The organism is Paenibacillus sp. FSL H8-0175 (genome assembly GCF_045040615.1).
Lineage (GTDB): Bacteria > Bacillota > Bacilli > Paenibacillales > Paenibacillaceae > Paenibacillus_AQ > Paenibacillus_AQ odorifer.
The window spans coordinates 2531674-2555929 of the sequence record NZ_CP150299.1 but is presented as its reverse complement, the minus strand read 5'-3'; the positions used below and the strand labels follow the sequence as shown (position 1 = coordinate 2555929).

Annotated in this window: 15 protein-coding genes; 5 read left to right on the top strand and 10 right to left on the bottom strand. The window is 43.5% G+C overall.

The window, feature by feature from the left end; translation table 11 throughout:
* Positions 1 to 37: 37 nt before the first annotated feature.
* On the top strand, positions 38 to 475 hold the full coding sequence (locus MHH46_RS10950; protein ID WP_076130010.1) for a MarR family transcriptional regulator: 438 nt from the start codon (positions 38 to 40) through the stop codon (positions 473 to 475).
* A gap of 70 nt (positions 476 to 545) precedes the next feature.
* On the opposite strand, the gene MHH46_RS10945 is transcribed toward MHH46_RS10950, so the two are convergent.
* From MHH46_RS10945 to MHH46_RS10910, 8 genes are all read right to left on the bottom strand, one after another.
* On the bottom strand, positions 546 to 3305 hold the full coding sequence (locus tag MHH46_RS10945) for an alpha-mannosidase (protein WP_256717262.1): 2760 nt from the start codon (positions 3303 to 3305) through the stop codon (positions 546 to 548).
* A 45-nt stretch (positions 3306 to 3350) separates the two neighbouring features.
* Positions 3351 to 6503, bottom strand: a complete 3153-nt coding sequence (locus MHH46_RS10940) for a beta-galactosidase (RefSeq protein ID WP_076130001.1) — start codon at positions 6501 to 6503, stop codon at positions 3351 to 3353.
* The gene (locus MHH46_RS10935; RefSeq protein ID WP_076130000.1) at positions 6500 to 7819 is read right to left on the bottom strand and encodes a glycoside hydrolase family 125 protein; all 1320 of its coding nucleotides are present in this window, start codon (positions 7817 to 7819) and stop codon (positions 6500 to 6502) included. The genes MHH46_RS10940 and MHH46_RS10935 overlap by 4 nt, the downstream gene beginning before the upstream one ends.
* 122 nt (positions 7820 to 7941) lie before the next feature.
* A complete protein-coding gene (locus tag MHH46_RS10930) occupies positions 7942 to 9459 on the bottom strand; it encodes an ABC transporter substrate-binding protein (RefSeq protein WP_076129999.1) in 1518 nt (505 codons plus the stop codon).
* Positions 9460 to 9544: 85 nt separating this feature from the next.
* On the bottom strand, positions 9545 to 10468 hold the full coding sequence (locus MHH46_RS10925; RefSeq protein ID WP_038569957.1) for a carbohydrate ABC transporter permease: 924 nt from the start codon (positions 10466 to 10468) through the stop codon (positions 9545 to 9547).
* Positions 10469 to 10486: 18 nt separating this feature from the next.
* Positions 10487 to 11416 carry a sugar ABC transporter permease gene (locus MHH46_RS10920; protein ID WP_076129998.1) on the bottom strand — a complete coding sequence of 310 codons (930 nt, stop codon included), beginning with the start codon at positions 11414 to 11416 and terminating at the stop codon, positions 10487 to 10489.
* Between the two features lie 280 nt (positions 11417 to 11696).
* Positions 11697 to 13271, bottom strand: a complete 1575-nt coding sequence (locus tag MHH46_RS10915; RefSeq protein ID WP_076195203.1) for a response regulator transcription factor — start codon at positions 13269 to 13271, stop codon at positions 11697 to 11699.
* The gene (locus MHH46_RS10910) at positions 13246 to 15084 is read right to left on the bottom strand and encodes a sensor histidine kinase (protein WP_175617386.1); all 1839 of its coding nucleotides are present in this window, start codon (positions 15082 to 15084) and stop codon (positions 13246 to 13248) included. The genes MHH46_RS10915 and MHH46_RS10910 overlap by 26 nt, the downstream gene beginning before the upstream one ends.
* Positions 15085 to 15333: 249 nt before the next feature.
* Between MHH46_RS10910 and MHH46_RS10905 the strand changes: the two genes are divergently transcribed.
* The 4 genes from MHH46_RS10905 (at position 15334) to MHH46_RS10890 (ending at position 22194) form a co-directional block, all read left to right on the top strand.
* On the top strand, positions 15334 to 18480 hold the full coding sequence (locus MHH46_RS10905) for an alpha-mannosidase (RefSeq protein ID WP_076195206.1): 3147 nt from the start codon (positions 15334 to 15336) through the stop codon (positions 18478 to 18480).
* 123 nt (positions 18481 to 18603) lie between these two features.
* Positions 18604 to 20162, top strand: a protein-coding gene (locus MHH46_RS10900; RefSeq protein ID WP_143762803.1) for an IS3 family transposase whose coding sequence is annotated in 2 segments (ribosomal slippage) — positions 18604 to 19237 and positions 19237 to 20162 — 1560 coding nt in all. Because the reading frame shifts where the segments join, the coding sequence is not laid out codon by codon here.
* 159 nt (positions 20163 to 20321) lie between these two features.
* A complete protein-coding gene (locus tag MHH46_RS10895) occupies positions 20322 to 21512 on the top strand; it encodes a pectin acetylesterase-family hydrolase (protein WP_179086337.1) in 1191 nt (396 codons plus the stop codon).
* 46 nt (positions 21513 to 21558) lie between these two features.
* Positions 21559 to 22194 (top strand): TetR/AcrR family transcriptional regulator, encoded by a 636-nt coding sequence (locus MHH46_RS10890; RefSeq protein ID WP_076195004.1) that lies wholly within the window; start codon positions 21559 to 21561, stop codon positions 22192 to 22194.
* A gap of 2 nt (positions 22195 to 22196) precedes the next feature.
* Here MHH46_RS10890 and MHH46_RS10885 read toward each other — a convergent pair whose 3' ends face one another.
* Entirely contained in the window at positions 22197 to 23549 is a 1353-nt protein-coding gene (locus tag MHH46_RS10885; RefSeq protein WP_076195006.1) for a HAMP domain-containing sensor histidine kinase, read from the bottom strand.
* Positions 23546 to 24223, bottom strand: a complete 678-nt coding sequence (locus MHH46_RS10880) for a response regulator transcription factor (RefSeq protein WP_076100805.1) — start codon at positions 24221 to 24223, stop codon at positions 23546 to 23548. Before MHH46_RS10880 ends, MHH46_RS10885 begins: the two co-directional genes overlap by 4 nt.
* Between the last annotated feature and the right edge of the window lie 33 nt (positions 24224 to 24256).

The following is a 24256-nucleotide window of genomic DNA, read 5'->3' as shown; positions in this document are numbered from 1 at the left end:
ACAACCTACACCAGAGCAGGAACAATTCACCTTGCTTATGCGCAGTTTGGGAAACCGAACGGTATTGTACCAACAAAATGTAGCCGCCTCACTTGGGTTATACAATAATGATTTCTTATCTATAGATATTCTACGGGAGAAAGGTCCGATCACTGCTGGAGAACTGTCTAAATTAACCGGTCTGACCACAGGCAGTGTTACGGCATTAATAGACCGGCTCGAAAAAAATGGCTATGTCCGCAGACAAAATGACCCGAATGACCGCCGTAAAGTGATTATTGTGCCATTATATGAGAATAAAGATGATGTCATTAATACGTACCAACCGCTCCATACCGCCATGGTTAAGCTCGCAGCTTCTTATACGGATGAAGAGCTCGCCCTTATTTCGCAGTTTTTAGGCCAAGCAAGTGCGGTTCTGGAAGAGCAGATTGATCAGCTTGGATCCACTGCGCGCGGCAAATCTTCTTCCTAAGATACGTATTTATACAAAAAAGGACGATATCCAAAAGTCATACGACTCTCTGGATACCGTCCTTTTCCATTTATTTTCTAATACCAATCGTTACAATTTCGCATGGACCGATCTGTAAGTCAAAGCTACCTTTCTCTTTCTCATCACTAGTGACTGGGTGGCTCTCCTCTTCTAGAATCGTCGTTTTATAGAAATACTGCTGTGGAATAGACGAATGGAAGGCCAGGTTGGTGTTCTGCTGACTCATGTTGTACCAACGCAGCACTATATCTCCAGTCTGCTCGTTCATTTTCAGTGAAGAAAATGCGAGTTCCCTACTCTCCCAATCAAATGGAGTATACACCGGCGCAACCACGCCTGCATGTACATCTGTCTGACATACAATCCACGGAACCTGGAATTGGTAAGCTTCAGCATAAGCACCAGAAGTTATACCCTCACCTGTGTGCGGGATTAGCTCCATACGAACAACGTGCTCTCCCAGACACTGCGCTTCTGGAGTTGGGAATAGCCCCCAGTCACCAAGTTCGCCAACAGAACGTAGCAGCGTAATCGCAATAGTGTTACGCCCATCTCGCAGCACTTCATATTCATTTAATCCAAAATTAGCGACGGTTAGACCCGCTTTCCCATCACTAACATCAACAAAGGCTTGCTGATGTTGCGTGTTACTCGGATTCTTCCATTCTGTGGCTGGTTCAATATTCCGCTCAGCAACCTCGAACATCGAATCTACACGATGCGTGGCAGCGTTCAAATCTGTTGGAAACAGTATACGAATCCGGTGATCTTTGGCGTGGTTATCTATTGTCGTTTCGATATGCAATCCCTTTCCGCCCCGCTCCAAGGAGATTACAGTACGAAGTTTCAGAATGACTGTGTCACTACTGCGCTGAGCTTTGCGCTCCGGATAATAAACCAGTGCACGCTGCTCCTCATCCAGCTTATCATCTGCCGAGGCTGGAATCTCCCAGCTATGGTTAATTTCTATAGCGGCGCGAAACGATGTATTTTCCAGTACACAAATGTTAGCCTTCAGTCCTTTAGTCGTCAAAGCTTGTTCAGCCTCTGGCTGTTTGTACATATATTCATTGCCGATATCCCCGGTGTTTTCATATACACCAAGATCTTGATAGGTCACTCCACTAGTTTTGTCACTTAGCATAAACGAACCATCATCATTAATGACTACCTTGATAACGTCATTTTCCAGCACCCGATCTCCATATAGCAAAGATTCAGCGGCTATTACCAGTTTTGCATCTGCTCGGCGAACCCAAGCATATGATCGAAGACCTAGCGCAGGAACTTCTACGGCTTCAAAGGTAAGTCTTACCCGGCGGCACATATACGGCTGACGGAACTTATCATCTGGCAAATCATAACCAAACTGAAGCCCCAAGTCCTTCAGCTGGGAGGCAATGTTATTCCCTTGATCGTCTACTAACACACGACCGTGCAAGTCAATTCCAGTCATACGGCTAGCCGTTTCTTCCAGAGAGAATCCTTCTCGCAAATATAGACGCGCCACATCAAGTTCTACGCTCACAGTACCCGTGCGACTCCAACCCGTCATATTCATCGCTACTAATGGAAGCACGTCTTCACCATATGTGGTAAACCCGGACGTATCCACAGCTTCTGCAATCACTCGTTTACTATCCTCAACAATGGTCTCTGCCACATGACGGCTTTTGTCAAAACGGGTGACCATCTCACGGTGTACCTCATCCACGCTGCATCCACAAATACTATCATGCGGATGATTTTGCATTAATGTCTTCCATGCATAGGTGAACAGATGATGGGGGTACTCTTTGCCCAGTAAATGTGCGAACGAAGCAAGTGGCTCGGCCAACTTTTCAAGCAAGATTTGCCCTTCCTGATTCATCTGTTTCAAATAGACACGAGCAGACGCGGTATTCACTAACGTACCCCATCCATCGGTATGCTGGCTCCGCAGTTCGCCCTTTACAGTCGACAGATTGCTGCGATCCATTACACCCTCTACGGCCTTAAGGTAATCAGGAAAGTTCGAATGAATGAACTCCATATCTGGATACAACCGCTTCGCAGTTTCGATAGCCTCTGGCAAATCCAGTTGAGCCGGCTGATGATCACAACCATTCATGAACAGCAGCTCACCTGTAGAGGCAAACTTCCGCGCATCTGCCAGCTTTTTCTCCCAGAACACTTTGGCTTCTGCTTCATTTACAGGCACTTCGTTTCCGTTAGAATACCAATTGGCAAATAGGATGCCGACCACTTTTGATCCATCAGGACCTTCCCAAATCAGCTCCGAGAATGAGGATTCGTAACCTCCATCCGACACCGTATTATTGAATCCAGTGGGCTTCACACCTCTTCCAAAAAAGGCATTATTGATGCCGGATTGCAGCATTAATTGTGGAGTCTGGCCGACTAGACCAAAGGTGTCCGGAAAATAACCGATTTTGGAGGGTTCCCCGTAACGCTTCGAATCCTGATGGCCAATCTGCATATTACGAACATTGGCCTCCCCACTAGTAAGGAACGCATCCTGCAAAATATACCAAGGTCCTATTAGAAGGCGACCTTCCGTAATATATTTCTGTAGCCGCTCTTGATTTTCTGGACGTACCTGAAGATAATCTTCCAGAATAATCGTCTGTCCATCCAGATAGAAACTCTTAAATTCGTTATCCTCATCCAACCGGTTCAGTAATTCATCAACCAGTTTCACTAAGCGTACATGATGCTTCTCATAGGGAAGATACCATTCCCGGTCCCAGTGTGTATGGGAAATGATATGGGCTGTCTGAGGGCTAATAGATTGTTTTGAACTTTCCAAAGTGAAGACCTCCTTATATGCAATGCGTTCTATCTACCAAGATGCTTAATGTAGAAGATGTGGATAATTGACATGAATCTCGACTTCCTGCGGGCGATAAACACCAAGCAAATCTCCTTTACTATCCGTAGCAAAGAGAACAGAACGTTCCTGTTCCAACACGAACGAATAAGTTCGGCCAGTGGCTGAATCCTTCACCTCGATCTTTGCATCTTGGGCATATTCCGACACGAAGGTAAAAAGTGCACCCGTAGCAAAGCTCAGTTTTCGTCCGTAGATACCCGCTAAGTCCCCACCACTAATCCATTCAAAATCACGTTCCACAAAAGCAGCATTAACCGCGTAGCGGTAAAGTGCAGCCGTAGTATCCCTACGCTCACTCAATTCAACTGGCAGTGGACTCCATAGGAGTCGACCCTTGCCCAGCGGAAGGTTCACGACAGTGTCTATAGTAGAACTTCCACCATTTTTTTGAATGATCGTTTCCTTCGTCACCTCAGCTATCCGGCGGTGGCCGAAAGAGACAGGCAGTACTTGACCTTGAAGCATAAGCACTTCTTCGCGGCGCATATTACGCAATTCACGTTTGCCAAGAATATTACTCAACCGATCCGAAGAACGCCAGTAGGCATCAATGCCTAACGGTCCAGTGGCAAGCAATACCGCTCCTGTCTCTTCAACGATATGTAACAACCGTTCCATCGCTGCATCAGCGAAGTTATGCGCGCTTGGCAGTATAATCAGCTTCGCAGGGTTCTTCTCCAAATCATCTAGGTGGTATTCAGAAGCCCCCCGAAAAGACATCTTGAGCTCATAAGACAGAATGCGGGTAAGCTCTGTTGTAGACGCAAAAGCCAACTTTCGATTAGAGAAATCATTCGAATAAGGGAACACCACCGCAATCTCTTCCAATTTCCGATTACCAAATATATCACGGATACCTTCTATAAACTTCCCGAAATCATAAGATACGTCTGCCTCAGGCTTCTCGGTTCCATCCGCTCTCAGCGCTCCGATATGGGACTCATTCGCATTATCCATATAGAAATTCGTATTCCAGATCCAGTGAATAGCTCCCGCACCTGCCGTTCCAAAAGCGTAAGCATACTTGCGTTCCAGCAAATTCCGCAGCTCTTGTTCTGAACGTTTGGCTCGGCCATCTGGAGTTTCTACATACATGACGCCAGTCTCCTGAATTAGGTTTGGCTTATTGGGGGTTTTGGCAAAAATGCCATCCCATATCAAATAGTCGTTAAACCACCAGGAGTGCACAGTAGTGTAATCTACCGCTTCCTCATAGAAAAACGGCGAAGGACGCTGCGCTCCTAGTCCCTCATCCTGGCCAACCGTAACCATCTGAGCTGGACATTGCTCCTTAATGGTATCGTATAATTGCTTCACCCAACGGTTATGCATTTCCATAGAGAACAAACAATAATCCAACCAGCGTGTCCCCCTCTTAGCACTGTGCATATCTTGTACGTCGAAGTTCATCTCTTTTGCTTCAGGCAGCCCTGCCGAAGCAAAGTCCGGAAGCTGTGCGGGCGTCATATTCCAGCGTTCCTGCAGCACTTCGATTACACCATGTCTTTCTTGTAGCCATTCCCTAAAAGCTTGTCGCTCAAAGCGATCATGGCATGAACTCGGGCCGTCCGAGAAAATACGGTCCGGATCAAACATCGACGGTTCATTAATAAGATCCCAGTCTACATTCGAAGAATCTTTATGACGAGATACAATAGACCGAATGAACCGCTTCTGAGCTTCCACACTTTGTGGGTCCAGATAAGGGTTCACCCCTCCCCACGTTTCCGGTGTGAAGGAGAAAAACGTGAACGTCACCTGAAGATCATGCTTTTTCGCCGTCATGATGAAGGCGTCGATCGCCCGCAATACTTCTTCCGAGACATGTCCATCGTCTTGCATCACATTGCGATAAGCTGTCCAGATCCCTGTACGGATCCAGTTAATCCCGGCCTTCCGCATCTGGCCCATATCACGATCCCAAACTCCGACGTTCGGCAGAAAAAGAAATTTTCGCGCCACATCACTCGCCATATAAGTCATGCCGACCACTGGTAGCGGACGCCCATCTTTTATAAAATAATCTCTGCCGCTCGTTACCGGATGGCCTGCTGCCAGCAGCTCAGGAGCATGACCCCAGAACCCTTGGCGCAGAATGCGAACCTCACCATCACTGGCTTCTGCTTCACAGACAATCTGGTAGAGGCCCCTACTTATCTCCAAAGGAATAGGCAGACGCACCATGTTTAGTTCTGCATTCGCCTTCATTTCCAAACTCTGAGACCACTTCAAAGAGGTATCTGATTCATGCTCTACATGAATTGTGAAATTCCATGTATCTTCATTTCGCATAGAAGGTCTCACTCGTTCAAGCTGCTGAATCTGAAGGGTTAGGGAAGCACGTTCTCCTGATTCATAAGACGCGTAATTGGGCTTAACCCACATTTCCGTAACACCCTTGCTGCAAAAACGCGCCCAATTGGATATCGCGGAAGGACCTTTTTGCTCCCAAAAAGAAGCTGTTGCAGGTGTATTTACGAACAGCCAGCGTGAACCTGCATACAAACCGCTCGTATTCTCCCAAAGAACCACTGGGGCAGCGGTTTCTCGACCCTCGGACGTAATTCCCTTTAAGAGCGGGTAAATCCGTGTGCTCATCGGACCTGCCGAGCCCATTTGATGTGGTAAATCACTCGTCTTTGTCGTATGTGGCACGAGGTTCCATGTGTCCGCACTCGTTAGAAAAAGAGATTCTTGACCCTTAAGCAGAGGAATGACATCCAAGGCAAGCAATGAATGGTTGCGTGAGCATTCAACACGAAGTGCCTCATGAATATACAGCTCCTGATGATAGGAAGTCTGCTCCGCTTCGACATGCCATCGGCCATTTTCCCAACGAACAGGTTGTTTGAAGGGTGCGCCTCCAATGCTAATCAACCCGCCACCTCTTTGCAGGTATTCAAGAATGGCTATCCAGGCCGCTTTCGGGAAATAGGGTGCATGCAGATTGATGAAACAGCCGCCTTTCGTTTCGCATAGCGTTTGTGCAAGCTGATTCTCACTTACAATAGATCCGAACTCACTCATGGATGTAATCGCATCGCTAGGAATGGGACTGGAAATTGGAAAATCAGAATCATAAAATATGATTACAGGTCTGCTCAGGCTGCTCATAGTAGTCCTTCCTTCATCATTTTATAGACAAGTTGGGAGAACAGACTATTGGACCAGGCGAACCATTTTCTAGTGAACGTATTCGGATCATTAACATGGAATCCCTCATGCATAAAGCCAGTATCCGCATCCGTAGCTTCTAACATCTCAAGCATCTCCAGCTTTTCTTCCTTAGTTGAAGCCGTCAAACCTTGCATCGATAATGCCATATGCCAGATGTAGTCTTTGGGAGTATGCGGACTACCGATTCCCTTCGCTGCGGTTCCTTCAAAATAAAAAGGATTCTCCTTGCTCAGAGCAAATCGTCTCGTATTCTGATAAATTTCATCCTCTGCGGTAACATAGCCGAGATAAGGAATCGACAGGAGTCCTGGTGTTCCCGCATCATCCATCAAGCAGTAGTTGCCATAACCATCGGTCTCGTAGGCGTAGATTGGACCGAATTTCGGATGACGATAAATACCATACAATTGAATTCCGTGATCAATCTCAGCTTCTAATGCTTTAAGCTGTTCCAGAAATTCAAGATCACGGAATACCCATTCAGCAAATTCCTGCATATGACGTAATGCAACAACAGCGAACATATTCCCCGGGATGTTGTAATGAAAGTCGCATGCATCATCACTCGAGCGGAATCCCGACCAGACCATACCCGTGTAATTAACAGGCATACCTAGACCATTATTACGCAGTGTATCTTCAGGAATCCCATTGTTACGCGTAAAGCGGTATGGAGATAATTCACTATGGCGCTGTTCAGTTTTGAACAGGTTGAATATTTTGAACATTGCTGCCTTAAATCCAGCGTCGAATATATCAGCCTTTCCGGTTTCTTTCCAATAGGCATAAGCCAGACGCATGGAAAAACAAAGAGAATCGATCTCGAATTTACGCTCCCACACCCAGGGGGACATTTCCGTAATATCGCTAGTGCTCCAATGCCAATCATTCGCTGTCTCATTAAACGCATTGGCGTACGGATCGATATGAATATACTCGATATGACGTTTAATTAACCCGCCAATAATCCGCTGAAGATCGGGATCTTTTTTAGCAAAGGGCACGTAGTGCATAACCTGCTCCACAGAGTCTCGCAACCAAGAAGCCGGGATATCTCCTGTAATTACAAACGTTGTCCCATCATCCATAAGCTTAGTCGTTGTCTCAAGCGTATTGGGAAAACAGTTCTTAAAAAGCTGCAACAGCTTTGGCCGATGAGCTAACTTCTCCTCTGCTTCGTTCAATACTTCTTGAACCGCTTGAGGAAGCGGCAGCTTCGGCATAGAGATGGCGGGAAGTCGGAATTGTTCCATATTCTCACTCCTTCATAATAAATGGGGATAGATAGAGAGACGGGCAGCATAGCTGCCCGTCTCCACTAATCCTATTTGTGTTACCTTTAGTGATTAATCTTAGGCGTGTTACGTTCATTAGCTTATTTCTTTGTCTGGTTCCACTCATCAAGTTGCTTTTGAACTTCTGCAATGACTTTATCAAGTCCAGCTTCTTTAAATTTCTTCGCTGCTTTTGGCAGATATGTTTTAGGATCAACAGAACCTGTGTATAGCGCTGGCATAAATTCTTTAGTTACGTTGTTGATAGCCGCTACTTCTGTTTTTACAGGTGTAGGATCAAATGCAAAACCGAAGGTAGGGGCTTCTTTTGAAGAATCATTAAACTTCTTGAAAGCATCCCATTTATCAGCAGGGTCATCAGCATGCAGATAAGTCAGTAACATGTTCCCAAGTGTGAAGCCTGGCATTGCATAGCTATCTTGCATAGCTGGCAGATCTTCAATGACATTGTCAGAGATTTTCTTATAATGTGTTCCTTCAATACCATAGTTGAGCAAATTGCGTAAGTACTTATCTGTATTCAAAAGATTCAAGAACATCATCGCGCGCTCAGGATCACCTGAGGTTACGGAAATCGCGTGCATCGAACCTGCGGCGGACTGTGTATATACATAAGGCTCATGCATAGGCGAAGTTACAATTTCATAACCTGCTGAACGAGACCAACCTTTTTCTGCATAAGGCTGTGTAATTTCGCGATCGGCAAACCATTTACCGGTCTTAATGTTATCAATACCTTCAAGTGTTGCAACGTCTGGGCGTAAGTAACCTGCTGTGTAAAGTCTACGCATCGTATCTAACGATGTTGCAAGTTCAGGTGTCTCCAGAATATTAACAACCTTGCCATCTGTGGAATCCATATAGACCCCGATAGGTAGCTCATCACCTAGTACATAGTCAAATGGCATGAATGGTTTAAAGCCTTTAGGAACAGCTAGAGGTGTAATATCAGCCGGCTCGTTCTCTTTAATCGTTTTAAGAAGTGGCTCTAGATCATCCAATGTACGGATATTGGAAATGTCCATGTTATATTTATCAACATATTTCTTATTGAAGCGCCATACCCATTGCTGTCCAAGCTCCTTATTTACAGGAACACCATAGATCTCACCTTTAATCTTAGTTCCTTCTAAGAAACGAGGGTCCAAAACTTCTTTCGTTTCCTTACCATACTTATCTAGCAGATCATTCAGACCCAAGAACGTCCCATTAGCAGCGTTACGACGGAAGTCATTTGTCCAAGAAGAGGTAAAGGCAATATCATAAGGCTCACCGGAAGCGGTGATGACTTGCATCTTCTTATCGTAATCGCCCCAATCGAACATCGTAATGTTCAACGTCGCGTTAATTTTTTCTTGGGTATATTTATTAACTTCTTTTAAGACAAGATCTAAATCCTTTTGAGGTCCACCAATTAAATACATCTTCAACTCATATGGCTTTAATTCTGATGTGTTCCCTGCTGAATTCCCTGCTGCCGCTGAATTGTTTGTTTCTTTAGCAGCATTTGTATTATTATTCGAACCACATCCAGCTAGAAGGCCAGAAAAAAGCATTGTCCCTGCAAGAGCGAGTGTTAAGCCTTTTTTCATTTTCATTTCTATTTTCCCCCTTTAGATTAATGAACGCTTTATTTATATCGATTCCTGTCCTAGCGATTCGAATAAATACATCTTAGTAGTGTTACTCCTTTAAAGAGCCCACGGTTAAGCCTTGTACAAAATACTTTTGGAAGAACGGATACGCTAGTGCTATAGGTAAGGTCGCCAGTACAACCATCGCCATACGAACGGTTTCTGTTGGCAAGGTTGCAGCAATCTCAAAGCTTGATCCCATCTGCATACTGTTCTGAATGACAAACTCCATATTATTCTGAATTCGCATCAGCATCGCTTGGAGTGGAACAAGACTCGCATCATCTATATACAGCAGGGCATTAAACCAATCATTCCAATAGCCCAGCGTACAGAACAATCCAATCGTTGCAATCCCCGGTAAAGAGATTGGAAGTACAATTTGCAGGAAGGTCCGAAACTCACCAGACCCATCAATTTTGGCAGCCTCAATGAGTGCATCAGGTACGCTAGTCTGGAAGAAGGTCCGCATTACTAGAATAAAGAATGCATTCATCGCTATGGGCAATATTAAAGCCCATATCGTGTTGTACAAATGTAAAAACTGCGTAGCCACGATATAGTTGGGAACCATTCCGCCTGAGAATAACATCGTGAAGAAGGCGAAGAAGCTGAAATAATTACGATAGCGAAATGATCTTCGAGAGAGAACATACGCATAAGTTGTTATTAGAAATAAACTAATGAGCGTACCTAGTACAGTAACCATCAAAGTAACTCCAAAGGAACGAAGCAATTGATCACCTGTGTTAAAAACAAACTGATAAGCTGCTAAACTATATTTTTCGGGTAACAAGCTAAATCCATTTAGAGCAAGTACTTTCTCATCTGTAAAAGAAATGGCTATGACAAACAAGAACGGAAACACACAAGTAAAAGCGAAGATGCCAATTATAATATTGAGTACCACATTCCATAAAGGAGTAATGGCGTTGTTGTCGATTTCTTTTGGCTTACGTTTGAATACTGCCATAACGTCACTAACTCCTTTCTAGAATATCGCATTCTCTTTGCTGATCTTTTTCACAATAGAATTCGTTACAAGCACCATGATAAATCCAACAATCGATTGATATAGACCCGCTGCTGTACTCATCCCTAGATTACCTGTCGTACTCATACTGCGATAAATATAAGTATCGATAACATTCGTTACGGAGTATAGAACACCTGAATCCCGAGGGATTTGATAGAATAAACCGAAGTCCGATCTAAAAATACCACCAATCGCTAAAATCGTTAGCGTTACCATTAAAGGTTTAAGCAAAGGAAGTGTAATAAACTTAATCTGCTGCCATTTGCTGGCCCCATCAATCATAGCTGCTTCATAGTAGGACTTGTCGATACCCGCTATAGCCGCTAAGTAAACAACACTTGAATAACCAATTGATTTCCAAATCCCCATGAAAATTAGGATATATGGCCAAAAGCGAGTATCCCCATACCAGGAAATAGGATCGCCTCCGAAGTAAACAACCACTTGATTCAATATTCCTTTATCTACACTCAGAAAGCTGAAGGTAAAGAAACTAATAATGACCCAAGAAAGGAAGTAAGGCATAAACATCGCCGTTTGATAAACTTTAGCCATCCGTTTGTTCACAAGTTCATTTAAGGTGATCGCAATACCCACCGCAAGAACTAAACCGAGAGAGATCAACGCCAAGTTATAAAGAATCGTATTTCTTGTAATGATATAGGCGTCCTCCGTCGAGAACAAAAAGTTGAAATTTTCAAGGCCAACCCACTTACTGTTTAAAACGCTTGCAAAGAATCCATCCCGATGAATCTTGAAATCCTTGAATGCAATTACTGTTCCAAACATCGGTAAGTAGCAAAAGATCAGGAACCATAATGTCCCTGGTAATACCATAAACCAGAGTACTTTATCCTTAATTAAACTTTTGAAAAATGCAGGCATTATTCCACATCCCCCTTCTCTCTATCCCCAAACAACCCCTATATATCCCTTCGATCTTTTTCCCTCGCCCCTTTAACTACCCTTAATTCTGCGCTATAAAAGCGGTTTCATAAAGTTGAAAAACTCCAGAATCAGATGTAAAAATTAAAGATCCACAGCAGAAGGGACATTTAAAAAGTCTATTTCCCCTTAAATTTGAGCAAAAAAAAGGAAACATTCTCGTTATCAACGTCCATGAAGCCCGTACTTGAACGTGATACTCAGGAACATTTCCTTTATTTTAGGATTTTGCTTTTTTGTACATATTCCGAAGCTCTGTCGGCGAGACACCTACTGATTTTTTAAACTGGCGATAGAAATATGCTGGATCCGGATATCCTACTTCAGCTGCAATTTCGTTGGTTAGTAACGTAGTTTGAAGCAGCAATTGTCTTGCCTTTTCAATTCGAAATTGATTAACATAATCAGAGAAACTACGGCCCATTTCCTTCTGAAATAGCTGGCCCAAATAATTAGGATGCATTTCCATACGCTGACTGAGCGTTTTCAGGGATAGCTCTTCTCTATAGTGTTTGCTTACTTGATCAACCATATATCTCATATTCGGACTGAGCTCATCATTTACTAATGATAATTGGTCCAGTGTTTCTTTCACACTTTCCTGCACATGGTGCACCAATTGCTCAATAGTATGTATGCGCAGCAATGGATTAAACACGGCACTAAAATTAGAGTTTTTCTCCATTTTCTTAGCAATCAACATTAACTCAATCGCTACGTTGTAATTATCAATGCGGGTAATCATGCCACAGCCAAACAGCTTTTCGAACGTTTCTGCGATAAATTGGTTCGTAGCCTCCCGGTCTCCAGATAATAATAATTTGGTGAATTCCTCATAATCAATTTCGAGCTTCTCCTCATGCAGAACCATCTTTGATAGTTGTTCCACATCTATAATCGGGTAACCCGGTAGCATAAGATGATCAACATATAAACTCTTCGCCTTTTTATAACTATTTGGGACTTCCTGAAAAGCATGCTCCTTACTTCCTATCGTTATCCAGACAGACTTTTCTAACTCATGCATAATCTCACATTGCACTTGCTCCAGTACACAATAAAGCTCTTCTTTGTTCTCAGCTTCAGCCCGCTCAGCAATAATAAGAACAAGATCACCTTCCATATCTATAAATACAATAACGGTTCCAAGTTGCTCTAATGATTTCACAGCGATACGATAACATTCATCCATAAGCTGATTCCTATGGAGTTTATCCTGGCCCTCATCGTCATCCTGTTCGGTGATAAGCCGAATCGCAGCCACCGTAAAAAATGAACAGTCCAGTGAGATATTTAAGACTTTTGAACGGTGCTGTAGCTCCTGCCGGCCTATATTGCCAGTTACCCAGCGGTTTAGAATATTATTGCGTAGAACTTGCCAATCCTCTTTAGCATGAAATTGTTCAACATCCTCTTGATTCAGCACTTCAACAATTTGTTCAATGGTTGATTCCAACTCATGTATATTAATGGGTTTGAGAATATAATTTTCAATGCCTAGACTCATTCCAGCTTTTAAATACTCAAATTGCTCATACCCGCTCAAGATTATAAACCTCATTTTTGAATCAAAAACCTTTATTTGCTGAATCAGTTCAAGTCCCGTAAGTTTTGGCATCGTAATGTCAGTAATTAATATGTCGATCCCTTCATTATGATTGCGTAGAAATTCTAAAGCTTCTTCCCCATTAGACGCTTGTCCCGCGATTCTCAATCCATATTTTTCCCATTCAATCACTGAACGTAATCCTTCAAGAATAAGAGGTTCATCATCCACGATAAGTATATTGTGCATTATTAGTACTCTCCCTTACTACTGGTATATTCATGATGACTATTGTTCCTTTATTTACTTCACTAGCGATCGTTAATCCATATTCAGTCCCATAATAAAGTTTAATTCGTTCATTCACATTACATAGGCCTACCGAAGAAGGAGGTTCATCCATTCTCATACTGACTTGAAGCATTTGCTGTAGCTCTGTCAGCTTGCTGGCAGTAATTCCATTCCCGTTATCACTTATAGCAATTTGAATTTCCCCGCCAGATTCAGTAACTTCAATACGGATGAGATTGCCAAAACGGTCAGGTCTAAATCCGTGAACAATATAATTTTCAATGACCGGTTGGATGAGCAATTTAACGATAGAACAATTCATGGCAACTGGACTTATTTGTGATATGATTTGGAGCCTATCTTTATGTCTAATCTGAAACAGCTCCAGATACAAATTGCAGTATTCAATCTCATCAGATATTGTAACGACCATGCTTTTCTTAATCATCGTTCGAAATAATGTCGATAAAATGTAAATCATCTGACCTACATCCTTCGCTCCTTGCGTAATTGCCCGCATCCTAATCGCCTCAAGTGTGTTATATAAAAAGTGTGGATTAATCTGCGATTGAAGTGCAACTAGCTCTGCATTTTTCTGCGTAAGCTCCGAAATGTACACTTTATTAATATAGAGTTCTAACCTTTCACACATATAGTTAAAGTTGTTGGCAATTAGCTGCAATTCATCTTCTCGATTTAGGTGAATACGTGTGCTTAAATCACCTTCCTGTAAGCGCTTCATAGATTTGATAATGATCTTCACTTTTTTAGAGAAACGTAAAATAATTCCGTATGTAAAAGACATTGCAGTAATAATAAGCGCTGTGGTAATCCCGATAATCCAAGTTCGAACCGTTTTCATTTCGTTGTTGACCTGTGACTTCTGAATGATCCCTGCCATAATAAGACCTGAGCTATTCGTTGTATTTAAGTTAACCTTGGAGATCCCATCCAGTGTTGTCCAGCCATCCGCATGAAGCGCATCGAGATGTGGATATCGCTGTCCCATATACCTTCCCAATGAATCATATATAACGTCACCGCTTGGGGTTAAGACCAACAATTGACCATTATTTTCTGCAACTTTTGTGCCAAGCCATTTTGAAATAAGTTCTGCGTCAAAATCTACTATGAGCATCCCGATCGTTTTCAGTGTAATCGGATCTTTAATTTCCCTAGTCATTGTATACAAATTGTTATTGTCTTCTCTTATTTCCTTAAGCACTAATTTGGTTTCATGCGAGACCCAGCCATTCTTCGGTAAGGATAACTTTTGCTTAGAACCGTCCATGTCGCTCAAATAGAATTGTCGGGTATTATTTTTATATAAATAATAAAATTCTTTCTCTGTGCTGTATAAAATAACGTCATAAATCCCGTTTTTCTGATTCAAATAGGTTTTGAAATAAGTATCGAACGTATGAGGAACGGAGCTCCCTATGTCTGCATATTGATCTAAACGGTATTTAAGATAATCCCCATAATCATTTTGCAAAAAGTAGGACAAATCCTCACTTACAGAGGCATCGCTATAAATTTGCTGGATGGCTACTTGGATACTTTCGTACTGCTGATTCATATACAAACTCACATAATCCAGCACCTCCCGATTGGCATCTACATGTTGGCGAGTGATCGTCTGTTCATAGTATTTATATACGGTAATGGATGAGGCAATTAACGTAATTATAATGATCGAAGAGTATATAGCTAAAATTTTATTGAACAGTTTTTTCTGCAAATGGTTTTGATAAAATTTCTTTACATTCAACAAAGCCACCTTCTTTCTGAATATCACCTTTAGGATTAGAAGCTTAACATCACACTTCTTTTTCTGCAATGGAAGCGTATGCATTTTTTATTTATAAATTCTAGCGCTCCAACTTTTCTCTCCACCGAGAGTTTACAACTCACACAAAATCGTCTATAGTTGATTTCTACCCCCCAAACAAACCTATAATAACCCAAATAGATCTTAATTTCCTCGTCCCCCATCAACATATTGGAGGGGCTATTACTCATGTTTCTAACCAAACGCAAACTCAACTCCCAACTAAACGAAATTTCCGAATATCGTTACCGGGATCGTATACACATTCCTTTTTTCAACTCAATGATTGACGAACAAGGTGAAATTGCAGCCGAACCGCCCGTGGATGGAGAATGGTCTAAGCTACGAGTTGGCGATACTTGGAAAGGCCGCGATTTGTATTTATGGCTAACGACAAATATAGACGTACCCGCTACTTGGGCAGGCCGTAAAGTACTGGGTCGATTTGATTTTGGCGAGACGGGTGCTGGAAACAACTCCGGATTTGAATCTTTATTCTTTTTCAACGGCAAACCCTATCAAGGTGTGGATTCCAATCATACCGAAGTGTTCTTGCCAAATGAAACGACAGGCACTCAGCTTCCACTGACCTTCCGGTTATGGTCGGGACTCGAAGGTGGCGGCCCTAAAAAAGATCAGACACATGGCATTCGCATGGCTGAAATTTGTTGGCTGGATGAAGCAACGGATGATTTCTATTTTACCGCGCTTGCTGTAGTTGAGACGCTGAACGTACTCGATGCCAAAACTCCAGAATATACACAACTTATGAGTACAGTAGACCGCTCCTTTCTTCTGATCGACTGGTCTCGTCCAGGTTCAGACAACTTCTACGCTTCGATCGAGGAAGCCCGCAATTATTTGCGTGATGAAATTAACAAAATGGAGAAATCCTCACCCGTCACAGTTACCTGTATTGGCCATACCCATATTGATGTGGCTTGGTTGTGGCAATTGAAACACACCCGTGAGAAATGTGCGCGTTCCTTCTCAACCGTACTACGTCTGATGGAAATGTTCCCGGACTATACCTTTTTACAGACTCAGCCGCAACTCTATGAATATATCAAAAATGACTATCCAGAAATCTATGAAAATATTCGTGAACGTGTAGCTGAAGGACGCTGGGAAGCTGGCGGCGGCATGTGGCTTGAGGCAGATTGCAACTTGACCTCAGGGGAGTCTCTAGTCCGTCAATTACTCTATGGAACTCGCTTCTTACGTAATGAATTTGGGGTTGAATGTGACTATTTATGGCTGCCGGACGTATTTGGCTACAGCTGGTCCTTGCCACAAATTCTAAAAAAATCAGGAATTAATACCTTCATGACCACAAAAATTAGCTGGAATCAATATAACCGGATGCCACATGATACCTTTCAATGGCGTGGGATTGATGGCACAGAGGTGTTAACACACTTTATTACAACGCCTGAGCCTTGGTCCGAAGAAGATTCTTGGTTCTACACTTATAATGGCCGGATTATTCCTAAGACTGTGAAAGGAATTTGGGATACTTACCGGGATAAAGAAGTGAATCGCAATCTGTTACTTTCTTACGGATATGGCGATGGTGGCGGGGGTGTGAACCGTGAAATGCTAGAGATGCGCCGTCGGCTAAACGATCTTCCCGGTCTGCCGAAGATTGAAACAGGAACAGCGGGAGACTACTTCCGTACCCTGCAAGAAACTGTTGCAAATACAGATCGTTATGTCCATGTATGGGATGGCGAGCTTTACTTAGAATATCACCGCGGCACCTACACAAGCCAAGCCTACAATAAGCGGATGAACCGTAAGCTTGAGCTGCTATACCGTGAGGCGGAATGGCTAAATACACTGCAAAGTGTGATGACAGGTGACTGGTCGAACTATCGTCAGACCGATTTAGACGAGGGCTGGAGAATTATTTTGCGCAACCAATTCCATGATATTATTCCGGGCTCTTCGATTCGTGAAGTATATGAAGACAGTACTATTGAATATGCACAAGCAGAAGCAATAGGTCAGTCTGTCTGGGAGCAATCCAGTAAGGCACTTGTGAGCGGAAATGAAGCCGGTAAATATACGATCTGGAACAATGCTGCTTGGGAGCTGACAGAACTCGTAGAAATTACTGTTGAAGCCGGGATGGAAACAGGACATTGGATAAGCTCAGAAGGAAAACAACTACAAGCTCAGCGTGAAGGTGACCGCTGGATCGTTGAAGTATCTAACATTCCTTCTCTTGGATACACAACGATCTCCTTCGTAGAAGATGTGAATTCTAAGTCACTAAGCGCTCCATTCAAGCTAAATGAATCAGGAATCTCAACGCCTCACTTCGAAATTGAATGGAACGAACAAGGTCAATTAGTATCCATCTATGATATAAATGAACAAAGACAAGTATTAGCAAACGGAAGTCACGGTAACGTGTTCCAAGTGTTTGAAGATAAACCCCTAGCCCATGAAGCTTGGGACATTGACATCTACTATCAGCAAAAGAAACGTGAAGTCACCGACTGCCGCAGCATTGAAGTCATAGAAAAGGGTTCACTGCGATGTGTTGTACAATTCACATGGAGTTATATGGATTCCACGATTAAGCAGCAAATGATCTTACATGCACACCATCGTCGTATCGATTTCGTGACAAAGGTAGACTGGCATGAGCGACAACAGCTAATGAAAGTAGCTTTCCCTGTTGCAATACGAGCTACCGAAGCCACTTATGATATCCAGTTCGGTAATGTTACGCGTCCAACACATTGGAACACTAGCTGGGATTACGCTAGATTCGAGACTGTGGGGCATCAGTGGGCAGATTTATCAGATCGTGGTTATGGCGTTAGCTTGCTGAACGACTGCAAATACGGTTATGACATCAAGGATAATGTGATGCGTCTATCCTTAATCAAATCGGCAACGCACCCTGACCCTGAAGCGGATCAAGGTGAACATACTTTCACCTACTCTATCCTGCCTCATACTGGGGATTGGCTACAGGGTGACACCGTCCGTCAAGCTTGGTCCGTCAACAACCCTCTACGGAGCACCATGGGGCAAGCAGAAGTAGCAACCAAGTCGCTTATTCGCCTTTCTACTCAAACGGTTATGGTTTCTGCGATCAAGAAGTCTGAGGATGGTCAAAAATTAATCGTACGTGTGCACGACTATTCCGGAAGCCGCCAGCAAATTGATATGACTAGCGACTTGAATATTATTTCGTGGCAAGAGTGTAATCTAATGGAGCGTCCTGAAGGGGAAGTCCACACTGAACCTGTCATTACTTTTATACTTGAACCTTACGAACTAAAAACATTTGAAATCGAAGCAGCAAAATTAATAAAGTAACATACAAATAAAGTAACATACAAAAATCGGGGTGTCCCTGTAGCCATGGATCAAAGTGATATGCTCCCCATATAGTAGACAGGTGAAATAATAAAAACCTGTCGCTGTATGGGGAGCATTTTTATGGAACAAAAGAAGTTTACAGCACTGGAAAAGTTAACGATTCTCCAAGAAATTGAACGGGGCGACATTGGTTTGAAAACTGCGGCCCGGAAGTATGGAATATCCAAAAACTCATTAGTGAAGTGGCGGCAACGTTATCAATTGTATGGATACGAAGGGCTGGAAGTCCGAAGCTACAATCGTACATATTCTGCAGAACTTAAACTCCATGCCGTTAAGGACTATCTCGAGGGAGGATTGTCGCAAAACCAAATCATCTGCAAGTATAAGATTGCAAGTTCAACCCAACTCGCCAACTGGATTAGGAAGTATAATGGTCATAGCAACAGCTTAACAGCTCATTCAGGAGGAACTAAAGCTATGACCAAAGGACGCGTAACCACTTGGCAGGAACGGATAAATATCGTGCTGTACTGCCTTTCGAACAGAGAAGACTATGCGAAGACGGCAAGCCATTTTCACGTGTCTTACCAACAAGTATATAGCTGGGTAAAGAAGTACGAAGCTGGTGGTGAAGAGGCGTTACGAGACGGTAGAGGACGCACTAAAGCGCCTGAAGAACTTACGGAAGCAGATCGCCACAAACTCGCGATGCAAAAGCTGGAATACGAGAATGCACGCCTGCGTGCGGAGAATGCTTTTCTAAAAAAGTTAGAGGAACTCGAAAGGAGGAGACGTTAAGGACCATTCGCCAGGTGAACATCTACCTGGCCATTCAGGCCGTTCAGCAGGAACAGTCTTGCTCCATTCGGCTTTTGTGTGACATCGCAGGGATTTCACGGTCAAGTTATTACAAATGGTTGAATCGCAAACCCAGTTCTCGAGAGGCAGACAACGAGAAACTGACAGAGGCTATGCTCCTCTTGTATGAGAAGGTGGAACGAACCTTTGGGTATCGCCAATTGACCCTGCATTTGCGCAGACAAATGGATAAATCTATTAACGCAAAGCGAGTGTACCGGCTGATGAGATGCCAAGGCATCCAGTCAGTCATCCGCAGAAAGAAAAAGAAGTATGTAGGCTCCACGCCGCAGCAGGTTGCAGAGAATGTGCTGAACCGTAATTTTGAGGCTGAAGCTCCAAACCAAAAATGGGTAACGGATGTAACGGAATTCAAATACGGAAACGGCAAGAAGGCGTATTTAAGTGCAATAAAAGATCTGTATGACAAGTCGATTGTTGCTTACGTTCTGGGTCATTCCAATAATAATTCGCTAGTTTTTAACACACTGGAATTAGCTTTGAAGGCAGCACCGGAGAGCCGAACCTTACTCCATAGCGACCGTGGTTTTCAGTATACCTCTCTGCATTTTAAAAAGATGCTGGACGATGCAGAACTGAAGCAAAGCATGTCCCGAGTAGGCTGCTGCATTGACAATTCGCCGATGGAATCCTTCTGGGGAACATTGAAATGTGAGAAGTACTACTTACATTCCTACCAGACCTTTGAAGAACTCCAAACAGATATTGATACCTACATTCATTTTTACAATAACGAACGGTTACAGGCAAAACTAAACGGCCTCAGTCCCATTGAATTTAGGACTAAGGCCGCTTAAACTACTTTTATTTTTTGTGCTGTCTACTTGACGGGGTGCAGTTCAAAGGCTGCGAGGACACCTCTTTATATATTTTCTCACGATTGTTTCATGATTTTAGGTATACACCTTGTGTAATGAGTGATCTTGACGTATACTCCGAGTAAGGGAGAGATGGATATGAGAAAAATGAGGAAAATCACAATATTCACAGGTATTGGATTATTCAGCCTTGTTTTGATTGCCATGTTTGCAATCAGCGCTTTTGTAATCAAAAGACCGGCGACTACCACCCCTGTAATTGCGGAAGTGAAGCCTTACAAGTGGAATAAAGTCACGCTAGACGGAAATGTCATATCAAGTGATGGATCAGAGTATTTTTTGTGGAATAAAAAGGGTGAAAATAATAACTGGATCATCTTTTTTTCCGGTGGCGGAGCCAGCTGGGATGCCCAAAGTGCCGCACACCCCATCAAGCTTATGAACTTTATTAAAGGTGGAGATACAGGCAACTATTTCCAGAACATCCCCTTCTATATGTTGACATTGCTGAGAGGCATGATGGATACGGATAACCCTGCCAATCCTTTTCATGGCTGGAATGTGGTCTACCTTCCCTATTCAACCGGTGACTTCCATATCGGCAACCGCAAAGTTGAATATAAAAAAGATGACGGCAGCCCCTTTACTATGCGTTATAACGGCAGCAATAATGTGCGAAGCAGCCTCGATTGGATATATGCCAACGTGGATAAACCCGGCAAACTACTGATTGCTGGCGAAAGTGCCGGTGGCTTCGGGTCCGCTTTTTGGGCTCCCGAGATCGCCTCTCATTACAAGAACTCCGAGATTTTCCAATATTCAGACAGTTCCTTCTTGAAATCAGACAAGTGGCCAAATGTTGTGAAGCAGGAATGGCAGGCAGACTTCGTGAAGAACTTCGGATATGCCCCTGAAGCGGATATCATCGGGGCAGCTTTTAAAGCGAACGGCCATCTACTTCCTGCGAATGCGATAATATTGCAATCCTACTCGGTATTTGACGAGATTCTAATCCACTTTCAGAACAATATCAACGATTACAAGGGGCCAAGAGATCAAAGCATCATTAATGAGTGGTCACAGGAAATGCGGCAATCTGTTTCTTCTTTGGCAGCCACTTTACCTAATTATTATTACTATCTCACCGACTATGGACTGAACGCTAAGACGGGTACAACTCCGCACACTTTTGCCACCAGAGAGACCTTCTTTCAGGCTGAACAGGATGGTGTGAAGCTTCTGAATTGGTTAGGTGATGCGATCAACCGGCAGAACCCCTATTCAGTGGGCAGCAAATTCCTCATGAATTCGAAGCCAGCTCAGAAATAGTGCTAGAAGCAGCGGAAGAGTTGCAACAAGACAGGAGAGAAAATCAATGAATTTGCGGGAAAAGCAAATGCAAATGACAAGGGAGATCATTAAGGATACAGCGCTTAGCTTATTCTGTGCTCAAGGTATTGAGCGCACGGATATGGCACAGATTGCGGAACAAGCCGGCATCTCCCGGCGTACTTTGTATCATCATTATAAAGACAAGGAAGAGTTAGCCGCTCAAATCTATGTCCTTAATCTGGAGCGGATGTTTGGACAGCTGCTGTTTGATTTTGATTTTAAACACCCTGTACAGTCATTGGAGAACATTCTCGATAAATATCTGGCATTAAGAGATCAGCAGGAAGCCCTGATCTACTATGATGCCATTTTTGGAGTTTACTACAGCACGCTTCCCAAAAATCCCGCGGAACTTCCTGACTTTAAGCAGGCTATGGAAGGCTGGTATTCACGGTTAATTCTCCTTGAGTCCATATCAGTCGCTCCGGAGGAAAAAAATAAGTGGCTGGACATTCTGCACAAGTCCACCCACCTGTATTTCATGTATTTACAAAAAGCCGTCATTATTACTCATCAGCGGGGGGGTGTGGTTACGGAGGAAGATCGGGTTATGGACCGGCAATTCAAGGATTTCATTATGTTTGGCGTACGGCAATCCAAGAATCAGACAAACCCTTAATTTCACTTATGAGGCAACCTGACGATAATCGTCGTTCCCGCTCCAACCACACCGTCCACTTCTATGTTTCCCTGATGCAGGGAGACAATTTTTTTAACGATTGCAAGTCCCAAGCCATTGCCATTGTTGTTTCCATTCCGTGACTTGTCTATTTTATAAAATCTTTGGAATACGGCGTTGAACTCTTCCGGGGAAATCCCGATCCCGTTATCACTGATGGTGACCGATACATCTGCTGCACTGTCATCTATACTAATGCGGATGTTCCCGCCTTCAGGTGTGAACTTGATGCTGTTGCTCAGCAAATTCATCCATACTTGCTTCAGCTGATCTTCATCACCCTTAATTTTGACAGCTTCCGGCAGCTCAAGATCGATAACGATGCCTTTGGCTGACCATTGTGGCTCACAGGTCACAACGATGGTTCTAATCTGCTCGTCAAGATTGAAGGAACCTGCATTAAAGGGATGATGTTCAGAATCCAGGGAAGCGAGCTTCAGCAAATTATCACTTAACCTCGACAGACGTTCACTCTCTGCAATGATGATATCAAGATATTCAGAACGTTCCTCTTCCACGATTAGATCATTGTTCTGCAATGCCTTGGCAAAGCCGGAAATAGACGTAAGCGGTGTCTGAATTTCATGAGAAACGTTGGATACGAAATCCTGCCTCATCTGTTCCAGCTGCTTCAGCTCCCCGGCCATCTCCACATAGCTTTGTGTCAGTTCCCCTATTTCGTCTACTCGGTTTACTTTAAGCTCTACCTCGAAATCACCCTTGGCCAGCCTTCTTGTCGCATTCGTCAAAGCTTTGATCGGCTCCACCAAATATCTGGCGGCAATAAGAATGCATAGACTACCCAGTAAAAGCACGAGTAAAAGCACAAAGAGCAGCATCCGATTGACGATATTTTCGTTCTCGGCAGAATACTGCAAGAACATTGCTTGCCACTCCCCGTTAAACATAAAGGGCATCCCGATAAAGGTATCCTTATCTTTTGCGGAGGAACGATAGAGTTTTCCTTGCAGCACTTGTTTCACAGCCTCGGGGGTGATAGTGACGGCCGGACTATCCTTGAGCCCATAAAAGGTATATTCCCCGGAATGATTATACAAGTGGATAGGGTATGCAGATACCTTAACCATACTATTCAAGAACTCGTCTGTATCCTCAGGCTTGGCGTCATCATAACGGTGAATGATCTCCTTCCCCACTGTGATCATTTCATTCTGTCCCTCGTAACTTATTTGTCTCTGAAAGACATACAAACCAATGAAAAAGGAACAGATCAGACTAAAGATAATGATGCCTAGAAACGTGAGAACGACGCGTACATACAATGTCTTGATCATAGCGCAGGGATCAGCCGGTATCCTAGGCCGCGGGCCGTTTCGATTTGAAATTGCTCGTCGTTACCGCAGAATTTCTCCCTCAACCGGCTTATATGCACATCTACAGTCCGGCCGTCTCCTTCATAGTTCAATCCCCAGATTTGAGAAATCAACTGTTCTCTTGTGAAGATTTGCCTAGGGTGACTAGCCAGCAGAAACAGTAGCTCAAATTCCTTCAAAGGAATCGTTACCGGTTCTTCATCACGCGTAACCTGGAAAGTGCGGCGGTTAAGCACCACATTGCCCAACTGCACAGACTGGGAAGAAACGACCAGCGAGCGTTTAAGCAAAGCTTTTACTCGCATCACCAGTTCAAGCGGATCAAACGGTTTGGTCAGATAGTCATCCGTGCCGAGTTGAAAACCTTTCACTTTATGTGCAGATTCTCCTTTAGCCGTCACCATGAGGAGGGGAATGTTGGCATCAGAGCGCCTGATTTCTCTGCACAGATCCCAACCATCCAATCCTGGCATCATAATATCTAGGATGACGAGATCGACTCGCGAGTTCTCTATAATGGACAGCGCTTTGGTGCCATCCCTGGCTTCTTTGAGGTCAAAACCTTCTTTTCGCAAAAACAAAGACATTAGCTTTCGGATGTTATCATCATCATCAGCAATAAGTATAGTAGCCACGATTGTCCTCCTCTCTTAAGCTTACATTATATA